The organism is Streptomyces sp. DSM 116793 (assembly GCF_057320905.1).
Genome location: NZ_CM170494.1, coordinates 1,488,809 through 1,504,045, shown reverse-complemented (window position 1 = coordinate 1,504,045; position 15,237 = coordinate 1,488,809). Strand labels below are relative to the sequence as shown.

Annotated in this window: 16 protein-coding genes; 12 read left to right on the top strand and 4 right to left on the bottom strand. The window is 74.2% G+C overall.

The window, feature by feature from the left end:
- Window positions 1-124: 124 nt before the first annotated feature.
- A complete protein-coding gene (locus ACSMXW_RS06370; protein ID WP_485804487.1) occupies window positions 125-292 on the bottom strand; it encodes a hypothetical protein in 168 nt (55 codons plus the stop codon).
- A gap of 283 nt (window positions 293-575) precedes the next feature.
- On the opposite strand from ACSMXW_RS06370, the gene ACSMXW_RS06365 reads away from it, so the two are divergent.
- The 4 genes from ACSMXW_RS06365 to ACSMXW_RS06350 all read left to right on the top strand — a co-directional run bounded on the left by ACSMXW_RS06365 (window position 576) and on the right by ACSMXW_RS06350 (window position 5,204).
- Entirely contained in the window at window positions 576-1,799 is a 1,224-nt protein-coding gene (locus ACSMXW_RS06365; RefSeq protein WP_485804486.1) for an NYN domain-containing protein, read from the top strand.
- 501 nt (window positions 1,800-2,300) lie between these two features.
- Window positions 2,301-3,323 (top strand): ABC transporter ATP-binding protein, encoded by a 1,023-nt coding sequence (locus tag ACSMXW_RS06360; RefSeq protein ID WP_485804485.1) that lies wholly within the window; start codon window positions 2,301-2,303, stop codon window positions 3,321-3,323.
- Window positions 3,320-4,525 (top strand): ABC transporter permease, encoded by a 1,206-nt coding sequence (locus tag ACSMXW_RS06355; RefSeq protein WP_485804484.1) that lies wholly within the window; start codon window positions 3,320-3,322, stop codon window positions 4,523-4,525. The genes ACSMXW_RS06360 and ACSMXW_RS06355 overlap by 4 nt, the downstream gene beginning before the upstream one ends.
- Before the next feature lie 34 nt (window positions 4,526-4,559).
- On the top strand, window positions 4,560-5,204 hold the full coding sequence (locus ACSMXW_RS06350) for an AAA family ATPase (protein ID WP_485804483.1): 645 nt from the start codon (window positions 4,560-4,562) through the stop codon (window positions 5,202-5,204).
- A gap of 307 nt (window positions 5,205-5,511) precedes the next feature.
- Here ACSMXW_RS06350 and ybaK read toward each other — a convergent pair whose 3' ends face one another.
- The 3 genes from ybaK to ACSMXW_RS06335 form a co-directional block, all read right to left on the bottom strand.
- Complete coding sequence (ybaK, locus tag ACSMXW_RS06345; RefSeq protein ID WP_485804482.1) at window positions 5,512-6,021, bottom strand: Cys-tRNA(Pro) deacylase; 510 nt, start codon at window positions 6,019-6,021, stop codon at window positions 5,512-5,514.
- A gap of 32 nt (window positions 6,022-6,053) precedes the next feature.
- Window positions 6,054-6,794, bottom strand: a complete 741-nt coding sequence (locus ACSMXW_RS06340) for an LON peptidase substrate-binding domain-containing protein (RefSeq protein WP_485804481.1) — start codon at window positions 6,792-6,794, stop codon at window positions 6,054-6,056.
- Window positions 6,795-7,307: 513 nt separating this feature from the next.
- Window positions 7,308-8,822, bottom strand: coding sequence for an oxidoreductase (locus ACSMXW_RS06335; RefSeq protein WP_485807847.1), 1,515 nt, complete (start codon window positions 8,820-8,822; stop codon window positions 7,308-7,310).
- Between the two features lie 454 nt (window positions 8,823-9,276).
- Here ACSMXW_RS06335 and hisD point away from each other — a divergent pair, with 454 nt between their 5' ends.
- The 8 genes from hisD to hisF are packed head-to-tail and all read left to right on the top strand — an operon-like array spanning window position 9,277 to window position 15,212.
- Window positions 9,277-10,626, top strand: a complete 1,350-nt coding sequence (gene hisD, locus ACSMXW_RS06330; protein WP_485804480.1) for a histidinol dehydrogenase — start codon at window positions 9,277-9,279, stop codon at window positions 10,624-10,626.
- Window positions 10,623-11,804 carry a histidinol-phosphate transaminase gene (locus ACSMXW_RS06325; protein ID WP_485804479.1) on the top strand — a complete coding sequence of 394 codons (1,182 nt, stop codon included), beginning with the start codon at window positions 10,623-10,625 and terminating at the stop codon, window positions 11,802-11,804. Before hisD ends, ACSMXW_RS06325 begins: the two co-directional genes overlap by 4 nt.
- Window positions 11,801-12,394: an imidazoleglycerol-phosphate dehydratase HisB gene (hisB, locus tag ACSMXW_RS06320; RefSeq protein ID WP_485804478.1), complete on the top strand. Its 594-nt coding sequence runs from the start codon at window positions 11,801-11,803 to the stop codon at window positions 12,392-12,394. Before ACSMXW_RS06325 ends, hisB begins: the two co-directional genes overlap by 4 nt.
- A gap of 2 nt (window positions 12,395-12,396) precedes the next feature.
- Window positions 12,397-12,561: a hypothetical protein gene (locus ACSMXW_RS06315; protein ID WP_485804477.1), complete on the top strand. Its 165-nt coding sequence runs from the start codon at window positions 12,397-12,399 to the stop codon at window positions 12,559-12,561.
- Window positions 12,552-13,205, top strand: coding sequence for an imidazole glycerol phosphate synthase subunit HisH (gene hisH, locus ACSMXW_RS06310; RefSeq protein ID WP_485804476.1), 654 nt, complete (start codon window positions 12,552-12,554; stop codon window positions 13,203-13,205). Before ACSMXW_RS06315 ends, hisH begins: the two co-directional genes overlap by 10 nt.
- Window positions 13,206-13,207: 2 nt before the next feature.
- The gene (gene priA, locus ACSMXW_RS06305; RefSeq protein WP_485804475.1) at window positions 13,208-13,954 is read left to right on the top strand and encodes a bifunctional 1-(5-phosphoribosyl)-5-((5-phosphoribosylamino)methylideneamino)imidazole-4-carboxamide isomerase/phosphoribosylanthranilate isomerase PriA; all 747 of its coding nucleotides are present in this window, start codon (window positions 13,208-13,210) and stop codon (window positions 13,952-13,954) included.
- On the top strand, window positions 13,951-14,451 hold the full coding sequence (locus ACSMXW_RS06300) for a RidA family protein (protein WP_485804474.1): 501 nt from the start codon (window positions 13,951-13,953) through the stop codon (window positions 14,449-14,451). Before priA ends, ACSMXW_RS06300 begins: the two co-directional genes overlap by 4 nt.
- Entirely contained in the window at window positions 14,448-15,212 is a 765-nt protein-coding gene (gene hisF / locus ACSMXW_RS06295) for an imidazole glycerol phosphate synthase subunit HisF (RefSeq protein ID WP_485804473.1), read from the top strand. The genes ACSMXW_RS06300 and hisF overlap by 4 nt, the downstream gene beginning before the upstream one ends.
- Window positions 15,213-15,237: the final 25 nt, after the last annotated feature.

Genomic DNA, 15,237 nt, shown 5'->3' with positions numbered 1-15,237 from the left:
CGGCCCTGGCCCCGGCCGGGGCGGCGCAGGCGCCGGCCGCCCATCCACGGCGCGCGTACGAGGGGCGCACCCGTCACCCGGGTGCGCCCCTCAACCGTTGCGGACGTCCCGTCCCGCCCCGCGGTCAGTTGTGGCCGAAGCGGCGCCGCTGCTTGCGGCCCCCGCCACCGGGGCCCCCGGAGCCGTCGGCGTCCATGCCGGATCCTGCGGGCTTCGCCTGCTGTGCCGCCGGTCCCGTCGCCGCGGGGCGCGCCTGCCGGCCGCCATGCTTGCGGTTCTTGTTCTTGGCCATGGTGATCTGCCTCCTGTGGGGGAAGTCCACGCCCCGGAATCAGATTCACATAAGCTGGTAAAGAGCGCATTTCTGATAATTACCCTGCGTAATAAGGCCTGTGGGGACATCAGGGTCGCGGGCGCCACGCCGAAGATCGAGTTCGGGCCGTTAACCCCCGTGCAGTCGGGCAGACTCGAAGGAAACCCGAAGTGACCCGCGTGCTTCAGCAAGGCGGGCCTGGGACGCTTCCTGCGGGCGACCGCCGGGCATCCCGGTAAGGACAGGGAAGAAGGTGGAGCGCGTGGACCGCTGCGTCGTCCTGGTGGACGCCGGGTATCTGCTGGGGGCCGCAGCGAGTCTGCTCGCCGGTGAACCCTCCCGGTCCCGCATCACCATCGACCACGCCGCCCTCGTCCAGGGGCTGCGCGAGTGCGCCGAGTCGGACACGGAGCGTCCGCTGCTGCGCATCTACTGGTTCGACGGCGCCCCGGACCGCGTCCCGCAGCCCGAGCACCGCAGGCTGCGGGTGATGCCGCGGGTGACGGTACGGCTGGGCGCCCTGACCCGCAGTGACGGCCGGTGGGCGCAGAAGGGCGTGGACGCCGCCATGCACGCGGAGCTCACCGAGCTGGCGCGCAACCGCGCCTGCTCCGACGTCGTGCTGGTGACGGGGGACGGCGACCTGCTGCCGGGCATGATGGCGGCCAAGGAGCACGGCGTCGCCGTCCACCTGTGGGCCGTGCAGGCCGCCGACGGCGACTACAACCAGTCGGAGGACCTGGTCGCCGAGGCCGACGAGCGGCGGGTGCTGGACCGCGCCTGGATCACCAAGGCCGTCCGGGCGAAGGAGGTCGGAGGCGTCTGCGCCCCGGTCGCCCCGCCCCGCCCGGAGATCGCCGCCATCCTCTCCGCACCGCTGCCCGAGTCCGCGCTCGCCTCCGCCGGGCAGGCCGCCGAGACCTCCGCCGGCGACCGCCGCCGCGCCCCCGCGACCCCGGGGGCGAACGGCACGGGGGACCGGGGCCAGCCGGGCAAGGGTGTGCCCACGCCCAAGGACCTCGCCGCCCTGCGGAGCCAGGCCGGGCAGGCGGTCCAGCCGCCGGCCAGCGCGACGCTGCGCTGGTCCTCCGACAAGGGCTGGGTGGAGCGGCCCCCCGCCGCCGAGTCTCCCGAGGCGGCGGGTCTGCCGACCCTGGCCCAGCTGACCACCGCCGAGCAGCGCTGGGCGGACCGCGAGGAGGACATCACCACGGTCGGCGGCGACCCCTTCGAGGTCGGCCAGGTCTTCGCCCGCCGCTGGATGGCGCGCCTGCCGGAGCCGGCCCACCTGCAGAAGCTCTCCGGGATGTACCCGCGCATCCCGCACCGCATCGACGGTGAGCTGCTGCGGTACGCCGCGCGGTTCGGGCTGCTCGCCCACAAGGACGACCAGATCGACGAGCACGATCGGTACGCCATCAGGGCGGGGTTCTGGCGAGAGATCGATGCACGGTCGCCGTCGGAGCAGGTACCGGCAACCGAGTGACCCACGGCCGTCCGGCCGGGGGCGCGCCCGGCTGTGCCGGGTGTGCTGGGCAGCGGCGCGGGGGACTACCCGACTGACCGCGACGAGGAGTGTGGCTCGCCACCTGCGACCAGGGGCGGTGAGGGGTCGTGTCCGGCCACTGGTGGGTGGGCGGTTGCGCGCGCAGTTCGCCGCGCCCCTGTTCGGGTGGCTGTGTGTGTTCAGGGTGCGCTGGTGGGGGCGCGGGGGACTGCGCGACTGGCCGCGACGGGGCCCGCGGGTCGTCACTGTCCCGAGGGGGCTGTTTCTGTCGTGTCCGGCCGCAGGCCGGTGGTGGGGGCGCGGGGGACTGCGCGATCGGCCACGACGGGGCCGCGGATCGCCACCCGCGGTACGGGGCAGGACAGGTCGGGTCCGGCCACCGGCCGCACGCAGTGCTCCGCGCCGCTACCCGGAGCGCACGGCCGCGCAGGCGCGCCCCGGGGGCGCCTACGGGGTCCCGACCCCGTAGGCTCGTCCTTCGTGAGTACGCGCACCGCATGGCCGGAACACGACACCGACGTCGTGTGCACGGTGCGGGATCTGGTCAAGACCTATCCCGCGGCGCGCGGTCGCCGGGGCAAGCCCCCGGTCCCCCCGGTGCGCGCCACCGACGGGGTTCGCCTGGACATCCGGCGCGGTGAGATCTTCGGGCTGCTCGGCCCCAACGGCGCGGGCAAGTCCACCCTCGTCCGCCAGCTCACCGGCCTGCTGCGGCCGGACGGCGGCAGTGTCCGCCTGCTCGGCCACGACATCGTGCGCCACCCTGAGCGCGCCGCGCGCATCCTGGCCTACCTGGGCCAGGAGTCCACCGCGCTGGACGAGCTGACCGTCGCGCTGGCCGCCGAGACCACCGGCCGACTGCGCGGCCTGACCGCCCGTGCCGCGCGCGCCGAGCGGGACGCCGTCCTCGACGAGCTCCAGCTCGGACCGCTGGCCGCCCGCCCCCTGAAGAAGCTCTCCGGCGGCCAGCGCCGGCTGGCCTGCCTTGCCGCCGCGCTGGTCGGCGAGCGCCCGCTGCTCGTCCTGGACGAGCCCACCACCGGCATGGACCCGGTGGCGCGCCGCGCCGTGTGGGCCGCCGTGGACCGGCGCAGGGCCGAGCGCGGTACGACGGTGCTGCTGGTCACCCACAACGTCATCGAGGCGGAGACCGTGCTCGACCGGGTCGCCGTGCTCGACCGCGGCCGGGTCATCGCCTGCGACACCCCCACCGGGCTCAAGGAGCGGATCGCGGGCGAGGTGCGTGTCGAGCTGGTCTGGCGGGAGAGCGCGCCCCTGGAACTTCCCGAGGTGGCCGCGCTGCGGTCCGCCGCCGTCGAGTCCGGGCGCCGCTGGGCGCTGCGACTGCCCCCCGAGGACGCCCGTGCCGCCGTCGCGGCCGTCACCGGCGGTGCCGCCTTCGCGGCGTTGGACGACTTCACCCTGGGCACGCCGAGCCTGGAGGACGTCTATCTGGCCCTCGGCGGCAGCGCGGCCGGCGTCGAGGGACTGGTGAAGACATGAGCTGGGCGCACCCCGCCGGCACCCACGGCAAGGGCAGCGGGCCCCGGGGCCGGCGGTCCGCGGCCCGGTCCGCCGTCCGCGAGGAGAAGGAGCAGCGCAAGGTGAGCGCCCCACCCGCCCCGCCCGCCACCGGCGGCGTTCCGGCGCACGACCCGGCGGGCTCGGCGCATGACCCGGCGGGCTCGGCGCACGACCCGGCCGGCTCGGCGCACGACCCGGCCGGCTCGGCGCATGACCCGGCCCGCCCGGAGGATGCCGCCCCGGGCGCCCGTACCGGCACCGTCGCCGAGCGTGACGCCGCGGGCGGCGAGCAAGGGGCTGCCCCCACCGCCCCCACCGCCCCCACTGCGCCCACCCCGCGCACCGCCCCCGTCGCCGGCGCTGCTCCCGGCGACCGGGACGCCGCTCCGGAGCAGGGGGAGGCCGCCCACGAGGAGCAGCGGTACGCCGTCGCGCTCGCCCCGCGTGCCCGGCTGCTGCCCGCGCTCGGCGCCGTCTACCGTGCGCAGCTGTCCCGGGCCCGGGTGGCCAGGATCCCCCTGCTGTTCGTGGCCACCTTCCAGTCCGTGGGGATCATGGTCCTGATGCGGGGCGTCGTCGACGACGCGAGCGGGGCGCGGGCGGTGGTGGCCGGGTCCTCCGTCCTCGTGGTCGCCTTCGTCGCGCTCAACCTGCTCGCCCAGTACTTCGGGCAGCTGCGCGCCGGGGGCGGGCTGGACCACTACGCCACCCTGCCGGTGCCGCCCGCCGCCGTGGTCCTCGGAGCCGCGGGCGCGTACGCGTCCTTCACGGTGCCGGGCACGGTCGCGACCGCGGCGGTCGGCTGCGGGCTCTTCCAGCTCCCGCTCGGCCACCTCTGGGTGCTCGCCGTGGTGATCCCGCTCGCGGGTGCCGCGCTCTCCGGGCTCGGCGCGGCCCTCGGCCTGCTGGCGCCCCGGCCGGAACTGGCTACGCTGCTGGGGCAGTTGGGCATGTCGGCCGCGCTGCTGCTGGGCGTCCTGCCGGCCGGGCGGATGCCCGCGCTCGTCCGGGGCGTCCGGGACCTGCTGCCGTCGACGTACGGCGTGGAGGCCTTCGAGCGGACCTTCGGGGCCCGCCCGGACTGGTCCGCCGTCGGGCTCGACCTGGCCGTCTGCGCGGCCGTGGGCGTGGTGTCGCTGGCCGTGGCGACCTGGGCCTACCGTCGGGCGGCCGTCCGGTGACGCGCGCCACGAGGGCGTTTGGCACGATGTGGGGGTGACCGCTCCGTTGACTCCTTCGCCGCATCATCAGCCCGCGCACGACTCGGGGCCCCGGCCTCCCGCCGATCCGGCAGGCGGGGCCGTGCCCCCCGTGCCGTACGGAGAGGACGGTCCCGGCATGAAGACCGAAGTGCGGCAGGCCGTCGTGGTCACGGTCGCGGTGGCGGTGTGCGGGGTACTGCTCGGGCTGCTCTGGCTGTGGCTCGCGCCGCATGTGCCGCTGATCGCGGACGACCAGGCGGTCTACCTCAAGGACAGCGAGGGCGAGCAGGCGGTCGGTGTGGACGGCGTCTTCACGCTGCTCGCGGTCGGCTTCGGTGTGCTGAGCGCGTTGGTCGTGTTCCTGGTACGCCGCCAGGGCGGCGTGCCCCTCGTCGTCGCGCTCGCCCTCGGCGGACTGCTCGGCGGGCTGCTCGCCTGGCGGGTGGGCATCTGGCTGGGGCCGCCCCAGGACGTTGCCGCGCACGCCCGGCAGGTGGGGAAGGGCGTCACGTTCGACGCACCGCTGGAGCTGAAGGCGAAGGGGGCGCTGCTGGCCTGGCCGGTGGCCGCGATGCTGGTTCACCTCGGGCTGACAGCGCTCTTCGGGCCGCGGGATCCTGAGCAGGTGCCCGACGGGGTGTACCCGCCGGAGCAGTGAGGTTGGCCACGGCCTTGCGCTCCCGGTCGGCGGGGCGCCTCCCTTTGCCGGGGTGGTTTCGGATGTGTCCGAACCACCGGCCGGTGGGGGCCGGCCACGCAGTTCCCCGCGCCCACTGTTGGTGCCCTGGGCGTCTGGGGTGCCCTTGGTAGGGGCGCGGGGAACTGCGCGACCAGCCGTCATGAGGCCTGTGGATCGCCACCGGCGGGAGGGGGCAGTACAGATCGCGTCCGGGCCACCGACTGGTGGCGGCTTCCTGGGCGCGTGGTCCCCGCGCCCCTCCGGGCGCGCAGGCGCTTCGTAGGGGTCAGGTTCTGCTGATGGGGGCCACGACCGCCCCCGTCAGCTTCGTGAGGGTCTCGGGGGTGAGTTCCACCTCCAGGCCGCGGCGGCCGGCCGAGACGCAGATCGTGGTGTGGCCCGCGGCCGAGGCGTCCAGCACCGTGGGGAGCCTCCTGCGCTGGCCGAGCGGGGAGATGCCGCCGCGTACGTAGCCCGTGGTGCGCTCCGCCGCCGCGGGGTCCGCCATGACGGCCCGCTTGCCGCCCACCGCCGCGGCCAGCGCCTTGAGGTCCAGGGAGCCGGAGACCGGGACCACGGCGACGGTGAGCGCGCCGTCCACGTCCGCCACCAGGGTCTTGAACACCCGCTCCGGCGCCACGCCCATCGCCTCGGCCGCCTCCTCCCCGTACGAGGGGTGGGCCGGGTCGTGCTCGTACGCGTGCAGCGTGAACTCGGCGCCCGCCGTGGTGAGCGCGACCGTCGCGGGCGTGCCGCCCGCCTGCTGCCTGCGTGCCTTCTGTGCCTTCTTCGCCATCGGTCCTTCCGGGAGGGCTGTGGGCCCGCGGGTCAGTTCAGACTGGTGGGGCCCCGGGTCAGGTCCGCCGCGGGCAGCGACGGCAGGGAGCGGATCACGGCGGTCTCCGTGCGCAGCAGCCGCAGCTCGTCACGGAGCCGCGACGCGGTGTCCGGCGCCTGCAACAGCCGCTGCTTGGTGGGCGTGTCGAGCACCGCCGCCGCGGCCACCAGGTACGACACGACGGACGGCTCGTCCGGCAGCTCCGTGTCCGTGGACAGCGACCGCTCCCGGGCCCCCGCCAGGCGCTTCTGGTACGCCCTGAAGGCCCGCAGCACCCCTTCCGCCAGCGCCCCCGCCTCGTCGCCCGGCTCCTCGGGAAGCTCCTGGAGCTCGGCGGTGAGGAACGCCCCGGAGGCGTCCACCGACTTCAGCCGGACGCGGGTGGTGCCGGTGGCCAGCACCTCGAAGCTGCCGTCGGCGCGCTCCCGGATCGTGGCCGCGTCCGCGATACAGCCCACCGCGTGGAAGGCCCGTACCGGGTCGCTGCCGAAGCCCGCCGCGGGCCCGCGCTCCGGCACCGCCGTCTGATCCGGCAGGCCCGGGGCGCTGGGCGCGACCTCGTGCCCGTCGCGGATCGCCACCACGGCGAATCTGCGCGGCTCGCCGTCGGGCGTCTTGAGCAGCTCGCGCATCATGGCGCGGTAGCGCTCCTCGAAGATGTTCAGGGGCAGCACAAGACCCGGGAACAGCACCGAGTTCAGTGGGAAGAGCGGCAGCCGGACGGTCGTCACGAGCCGCAAGCCTAATGGGCCGCACGGCCCGGGCGCGCGGTGTCCGCTCAGTGAGGCCTCCCGCGGCGGTCGTACGGCGCGGGTCCCGCGGTGCCGCACACCGGCCGGCGCGGCCCACCGGGCGGCCCGGCGACGGCCGCCGGCCCCGACTCGGGACGGAAGCACCGGGTCACCCCGGGCCGTGCGGCGCCGTTCGCAAGCTGCACCGGAAGCCGGAAGCCGGAAGCCGGAAGCCGGAAGCCGGAAGCCGGAAGCCAGAAGCCGGAAGCCAGAAGCCGGAAGGGGAAACCGGACGCACGAAACCAGACGTCGGATGTCGGACGCCGGAACCCGGAAGGGGGCCGGCGCACCGCGCGACCAGCCCCACTGGCCAGTGGCCCGGACACCACCGAAACCACCCGCTGCAACCCACCCGCCACAACCCACCCGCAACCACAACCCCCGCCACAAGAAGAGGCGCGCCGGGCGGCGAGCGGCGCCCCGCCTACCGGGACTCCGGGCCGTGGCCGACGCTCACCCCCTGCGCAGCAGCCGTGAGGCGCCCGCCGCCACCGACGTCGCCAGGATCCAGCCCAGTGAGATGACGACCGCGGCCACCCACTGCCAGCCGCCGTGCAGCTTCCAGTAACCCTCCTGGCCGAGGTCGATGACGGGGATGAGGAGGTCGAGCGCGAACAGCGGGGCGTTCCAGTCCGGATGCTCGCCCTGCTTGATCGGGGGGTGCGCGGCATGCGAGAACGCGATGGTGCTGGCCGCCCAGAGCACCGCCATCCACAGCGCCGCACGGCCCGGCCGGTAGCCGTAGGCGACCGTCCAGTCCTGTGCGTAGCCCCACAGCTTCGCCGCTATCGGCAGCGTCTCGCGGCGCCTGCGCTGCTTGGCGAGCAGCACCGCGCGGGCGTCCGCGTCCTCGCCCGAGCTGCGCAGCACGGCCGCCAGCTTCTCGTACGGCTCGGGGTTGTACTCGGGCGTGGCCGCGGCCAGCCACTCCAGGCGCAGCGACAGCGGGAAGTAGCCGCGCGGCACCAGGCTCTCGTAGCTGAAGCCGCCCATGGACAGGCCGCCGGCCCGCGGCCAGCTCGCCGACTTGTCGACGAGGGTGACGATCCGCGCCCCCGACAGCACCACACGGCCGCGCTGCGGCCGCTCGCCCAGGAAGCGCAGCTCCGGCGTCTGGATGCGGCGCAGCGACAGCTCCTGGTCGTTCTCCAGGGTGAAGCGGGCCTGCTCCATGTCGACCGCGTCACCGAACCGGCCGTCGTCGAGCCGGATGCCGCCGGTGCACTCGAACCGCTGCACGCGGGTACCGCGCGCCGGTGTGGCGCCGCTGGTGAGCACCGGGTCCGTGACGCTCGCGGGGGTCAGGTAGAGCGAGCGCTCCACCGTCAGCTGGGGGGCGTTCAGCGCCCGGCGGCCGTGCGGGTGGGAGAGCCGGCTGCCGCGCAGGCTCAGCGAGACGCCGACCTGGGCGCCGCGCAGGCTCAGCTCGCCGTGCGACTCCAGCAGCTCGGCCTGTAGGTCCTGGCCGACCGTCAGCCCGTCGCCCATGAGGGACCGGCTGCGCCGGTCGCGGTAGATCACGGCCTGGTTGAGCAGCAGGTCCGTGCCTATGTGCGCGTCGCTGAGCCGTATGCCGCGCTCCAGGCGGCAGCGGGCCAGGTGCAGGTCGCCCTCGGTGTGCAGGCGTGCCGCCTCCAGACGGGGTATGGAGCAGTCCAGCAGGCGCAGCGTCGTCACCCTGGCCTCCGGCAGCAGGACCTCCTTCTCGAAGCGGCAGCCCTGCAACTCCACATAGGGCGGCACCACGCCGCCCGCCAGATCGAGCTGGCCGGTGATCCGCACGCCGAACAGCTTCAGCGACGACACCCGCCCGGGCAGCGCCGGCGGCCCGTCCAGCAGCAGCCACGCCACGATGCGGGCCCGGACGCTTCGCTCGGGACCCCACGGGTGGCCGCCGTGCGGATCGTCGACGGCGGCGTCGCCGCTCCGCAGGTCGTAGACGCTGCCGTTGCGGAAGGCCTGCCACATGCCCACCTCAGTGCTGGTCAGCCCGTCCGGCAGTTCCCCGGTGGTGGTGCCGTCGACCACGTTTTCCCTTCCTCCCCGTTGTCACGGTTCCGTTGTCCGACGCGGGTTCCGCGTGTCTTCGCCGCTGCGGCGCCTGAAGCCCTTCGTCTCCTCGGTGCCGCGGTCCGGCCGCCCCGTCGCCCTGGACGGTGCGGGTGCGCACCGGCGCCCCGGCGCCCCAGTGCGCCGTGCGCCGTGCGCCGTGCGCCGTGTGGGTCACTCTCCCGTACGCCCGGGTGTGACTACTAGGCTCTTTCGTACACGGGTGATGCCCGTTCAGTGACGGTCTGAAGCCCTTGGTCACGCTCAGTTGCCCACGGGGGAGGCAGGACGTGTGCCGTGGGGCGGGCGGGACACGTATCACTCAGTGATACGGGCGTCCGGGCGGCTCCGCCGGTCTGAGAGAATTGACCTTGTGATCTCCCGAATCGATCTGCGCGGCGACGCCCTCCCCGAGGGCGCCGCCCTGCGCGACCTGCTGCCGCGAGCCGAGTTCGACGTGCAAGCCGCCCTGGAGAAGGTGCGGCCCATCTGCGACGACGTGCATCATCGCGGCTCGGCGGCGGTCCTCGAGTGGGGGGAGAAGTTCGACGGCGTCCGCCCGGAGCGGCTGAGGGTCCCCGCCGACGCGCTTCAGGCCGCCCTGACGGGCCTCGACCCGGCGGTGCGCGCCGCCCTGGAGGAGTCCGTCCGGCGCGCCCGGCTCGTGCACCGCGAGCAGCGCCGCGCCACCGTCACCACCCAGGTCGTGCCGGGCGGCACGGTCACCGAGAAGTGGGTGCCCGTGGGCCGCGTCGGGCTCTACGTCCCCGGCGGCCGCTCGGTCTACCCGTCGTCCGTCGTGATGAACGTGGTGCCCGCGCAGGAGGCCGGTGTCGGGTCCGTCGCGGTCGCCTCGCCCCCGCAGCCCGGCCAGGGCGGGCAGAGCGGCGCCGGTGACTTCGCGGGGCTGCCCCACCCGACGATCCTCGCCGCCTGCGCGCTGCTCGGCGTCGACGAGGTCTACGCCGCGGGCGGCGCCCAGGCCGTCGCCATGTTCGCGTACGGCACCGAGGACTGTCCCGCGGCCGACCTCGTCACCGGCCCCGGGAACATCTACGTCGCCGCCGCCAAGCGCCTCCTGAAGGGGCGTATCGGCATCGACGCGGAGGCGGGCCCCACCGAGATCGCCGTGCTCGCGGACGCCACCGCGGACCCCGTGCACGTCGCCGCCGACCTGATCAGCCAGGCCGAGCACGACCCGCTGGCCGCCGCCGTGCTGGTCACCGACTCCCCGGAGCTGGCCGACGCCGTCGAGCGGGAGCTGACGCCGCAGACCGCCGCCACCAAGCACGTCGAGGACCGCATCGCGCCCGCCCTGGCCGGCCGGCAGTCCGCGATCGTGCTGGTCGACGGCCTGGAGGAGGGCCTGCGCGTGGTCGACGCGTACGCCGCCGAGCACCTGGAGATCCAGACCGCCGACGCGGCCACGGTCGCCCAGCGGGTGCGCAACGCCGGCGCGATCTTCGTCGGCGCCTGGGCGCCCGTCTCCCTGGGCGACTACTGCGCGGGCTCCAACCACGTGCTGCCCACCGGCGGCTGCGCCTGCCACTCCTCGGGCCTGTCCGTGCAGTCGTTCCTGCGCGGCATCCACATCGTCGACTACACCCGGCAGGCGCTCGCCGAGGTGGCCCACCACGTGGTCACGCTCGCCGAGGCGGAGGACCTGCCCGCGCACGGGGCGGCCATCAAGGCGAGGTTCGGGTGGGAGGTGCCCGGCGCATGACCGGTACCGGGACCCCGGCCCCCGGCGCCCGGACGGGCGCCGCGCGTGTGACGCACATCGACGACCTGCCGGTCCGCGAGGAGCTGCGCGGCAAGAGCCCCTACGGCGCGCCCCAGCTCGACGTGCCCGTCCGGCTCAACACCAACGAGAACCCGTACCCGCTGCCCGAGCCGCTCGTCGAGCGCATCGCCGAGCGGGTCCGCGAGGTCGCCGGGGGCCTGAACCGCTACCCGGACCGGGACGCGGTCGAGCTGCGCGCCGGCCTCGCCGCCTACCTCACCAGGACGGGGCCCGAGGGCACCCCCGAGCTGGACGTCGCACACGTCTGGGCGGCCAACGGCTCGAACGAGGTCATCCAGCAGCTGCTGCAGACCTTCGGCGGCCCCGGCCGCACCGCCCTCGGCTTCGAGCCGTCCTACTCGATGCACAGCCTCATCGCCCGCGGCACCGGCACGGGCTGGATCTCCGGCCCCCGCGCGGCCGACTTCACCATCGACCCCGAGGCGGCCGTCCGCGCCGTCACCGAGCACCGCCCCGACGTGGTCTTCATCACCACGCCCAACAACCCCACGGGCAACGCGGTGCCCGCCGAGACGGTTCTCGCGATCCACGACGCCGCGCAGCGCGCCAAGCCGTCCATGGTGATCGTCGACGAGGCCTACATCGAGTTCAGCCATGGCCGGTCGCTGCTGCCGCTGCTCACCGGGCGGCCCCGTCTGGTGCTGTCGCGCACCATGTCCAAGGCGTTCGGCGCGGCCGGCCTGCGGCTCGGCTACCTCGCCGCGGACCCCGCGGTGGTGGACGCCGTGCAGCTCGTCCGCCTGCCGTACCACCTCTCGGCGGTCACCCAGGCCACCGCGCTCGCCGCGCTGGAGCACACCGACACGCTCCTGAAGTACGTCGAGCAGCTCAAGGCCGAGCGCGACCGGCTGGTGGCCGAGCTGCGTACGATCGGGTACGAGGTGACCGAGTCGGACGCGAACTTCGTACAGTTCGGCCGGTTCCCCGAACCGGGGGGCGCGCACGCCGCGTGGCGGCGCATCCTCGACCGGGGTGTCCTGGTGAGGGACAACGGCGTGCCGGGCTGGCTGCGGGTGTCCACCGGCACCCCTGAGGAGAACGACGCGTTCCTCGATGCGGTGCGCGATCTCAAGAAGGAGCAGGAGCAAGGCGGATGAGCCGCATCGGACGAGTGGAACGCACCACGAAGGAAACCTCGACCGTGGTCGAGATCGACCTCGACGGCACCGGCCAGGTCGCCGTCTCCACCGGGGTCGGCTTCTACGACCACATGCTGGACCAGCTCGGCCGGCACGGCCTGTTCGACCTGACCGTGAAGACCGAGGGCGACCTGCACATCGACTCGCACCACACCATCGAGGACACCGCGCTCGCGCTCGGCGCCGCCTTCAAGCAGGCCCTCGGTGACAAGGTGGGCATCTACCGCTTCGGCACCTGCACGGTGCCGCTCGACGAGTCGCTCGCCCAGGTCACCGTCGACCTCTCAGGCCGCCCCTACCTGGTGCACAGCGAGCCCGAGAACATGGCCCCCATGATCGGCTCCTACGACACCACGATGACCCGCCACATCCTGGAGTCGTTCGTCGCCCAGGCCCAGGTCGCGCTGCACGTGCACGTCCCCTACGGGCGCAACGCGCACCACATCGTGGAGTGCCAGTTCAAGGCGCTGGCACGGGCGCTGCGGTACGCCAGCGAGCGCGATCCGCGAGCCGCCGGCATCCTCCCCTCCACGAAGGGCGCCCTGTAGACATGAACGTCCCCTCGACCGCCCTCATCCTCATCGGGCTCTTCCTCGTCGGCGGCATCATCTCCTTCGTGCGGCAGAAGATGCCGCGCGGCCTCATCATGCTGCTCTCCATCGGCGCCGGGATGTGCCTGGTCGCCGGCGTGCTGCGGCTGGGGGTGTGGAGTTGACCGCCGCGTCCCCCAAGCGGGTCGTCGTCTTCGACTACGGCTTCGGGAACGTCCGCTCCGCGGAGCGCGCCGTGGCCCGCGCCGGAGCCGAGGTCGAGATCACCCGTGACTACGAGAGGGCGATGAACGCCGACGGCCTGCTGGTGCCCGGGGTGGGCGCCTTCGCCGCCTGCATGAAGGGCCTGAAGGAGGCCCGCGGCGACTGGATCGTGGACCGCAGGCTGGCCGGCGGCCGGCCCGTCATGGGCATCTGCGTCGGCATGCAGATCCTCTTCGCCGGCGGCATCGAGCACGGCGTGCACTGCGAGGGCCTCGCCGAGTGGCCCGGCACCGTCGAGCGGCTGCAGGCCGACATCGTGCCCCACATGGGCTGGAACACCGTCGAGCCGCCGGCCGGCTCCGAGCTCTTCGCCGGTGTCGACCCCGAGGCCCGGTTCTACTTCGTGCACTCCTACGCCGTCCACCACTGGACCATGGAGACGGAGAACCCGGCGATGCGCGCCCCCAAGGTCACCTGGTCGACGCACGGCGCGCCCTTCGTGGCCGCCGTGGAGAACGGCGCCCTGTGGGGTACCCAGTTCCACCCCGAGAAGTCCGGCGACGCCGGAGCCCAGCTCCTCACCAACTGGATCGAGACCCTGTGACCATGGCCGAGACCCGACCGCTCGAACTCCTCCCCGCCGTCGACGTCCGCGACGGCCAGGCCGTCCGCCTGGTGCACGGCGAGTCCGGCACCGAGACCTCCTACGGCTCGCCCCTTCAGGCCGCGCTCGCCTGGCAGCGGGCCGGCGCCGAATGGCTGCACCTGGTCGACCTGGACGCCGCCTTCGGCACCGGCGACAACCGCGCCCTGATCGCCGAGGTCACCGGCGCCATGGACATCAAGGTCGAGCTGTCCGGCGGCATCCGCGACGACGCCACCCTGACCGCGGCCCTCGCCACCGGCTGCACCCGGGTGAACCTGGGCACCGCCGCGCTGGAGACCCCCGAGTGGGTCGCCAAGGTCATCGCCGAGCACGGCGAGAAGATCGCCGTGGGCCTCGACGTCCGCGGCACGACGCTGCGCGGCCGCGGCTGGACCCGCGACGGCGGCGACCTCTACGAGACCCTTCAGCGGCTGAACGCGGAGGGCTGCGCCCGGTACGTCGTCACCGACATCGCCAAGGACGGCACCCTCCAGGGCCCCAACCTGGACCTGCTCCGCTCGGTCTGCGCGGCGACCGACCGTCCCGTGGTGGCCTCCGGCGGCGTCTCCTCGCTGGCCGATCTGCGGGCCATCGCCGCGCTGGTGCCCCAGGGCGTGGAGGGCGCCATCGTCGGCAAGGCCCTGTACGCCAAGGCGTTCACCCTGGAGGAGGCCCTTTCGGTCACGCGGGAGACGGTGGCACCATGACACCGGCCGTACGGCGCGTGCAGAGCGGGTCACCCTGGGAGGACAGCATCGGTTTCGCCCGGGCCGTGGCGGCGGGCGACAGGGTCCTCGTCGCCGGTACCACCTCCTTCAAGGGGGCGGTCCTCTTCGGCGAGGGTGACCCGTACGAGCAGGCCAGGGTGGCCTTCTCGAACGCCCTCGGGGCCATCGGCGCGTTCGGGCTCGGCGTCGAGTCCGTGGTCCGCACCCGTATGTACCTGAGCCACCCCCGCGACGTGGAGGAGGTCGGCCGGGCCCACCGGGAGATCTTCCATGACGTGCGGCCCGTCGCGACCCTGGTGGTCGTCTCCGGTTTCGTCGACCCGCGCATACTGGTCGAAGTGGAGCTGGAGGCCGTCCTGACCGGGGCGGCACCGGCCGCGGAGCAGCCCGGAGAAGGGCCGGCGGAGCCCTCGTCCCCGGACCCCGCTGCGGCACCCGGAGGAGAAGCGGAACGCGGAGGAGAAAGCGCACGATGAGCCTGGCGGTCCGAGTCATCCCCTGCCTGGACGTGGACGGCGGCCGGGTGGTCAAGGGGATCAACTTCACCAACCTCCGCGATGCCGGCGACCCCGTCGAGATGGCCAGGGCATACGACGCGGAGGGCGCCGACGAGCTGACCTTCCTGGACATCACGGCCTCGTCCGCGGGCCGCGAGACCACCTACGACATGGTGCGCCGCACCGCCGAGCAGGTCTTCATCCCGCTCACCGTGGGCGGCGGCGTCCGCACCGCCGACGACGTCGACCGGCTGCTGCGCGCCGGCGCGGACAAGGTCGGCGTCAACACCGCGGCCATCGCACGCCCCGACCTGATCCGGGAGATCGCGGAGCGGTTCGGCCGCCAGGTGCTGGTGCTCTCGGTGGACGCCCGCAGGAGCGACGCCGTCGCCGGCAGCGGCTACGAGGTGACCACCCACGGCGGGCGCCGCGGCACCGGCATCGACGCCGTCGAGTGGGCGCACCGCGCGGCGGAGCTGGGCGCGGGGGAGATCCTGCTGAACTCGATGGACGCCGACGGCACCAAGGACGGCTACGACCTGGAGATGATCGCCGCCGTCCGCAAGCACGTCACCGTCCCCGTCATCGCCTCCGGAGGCGCCGGCGCGCTCACCGACTTCCCGCCCGCCATCACGGCCGGCGCGGACGCGGTGCTCGCCGCGTCCGTCTTCCACTTCGGCGACCTGCGCATACACGAGGTCAAGCAGACGCTCAGGGCGGCGGGGCAGGCGGTCCGGTAGGACGGCCGACGGCGGGGCGGCACCG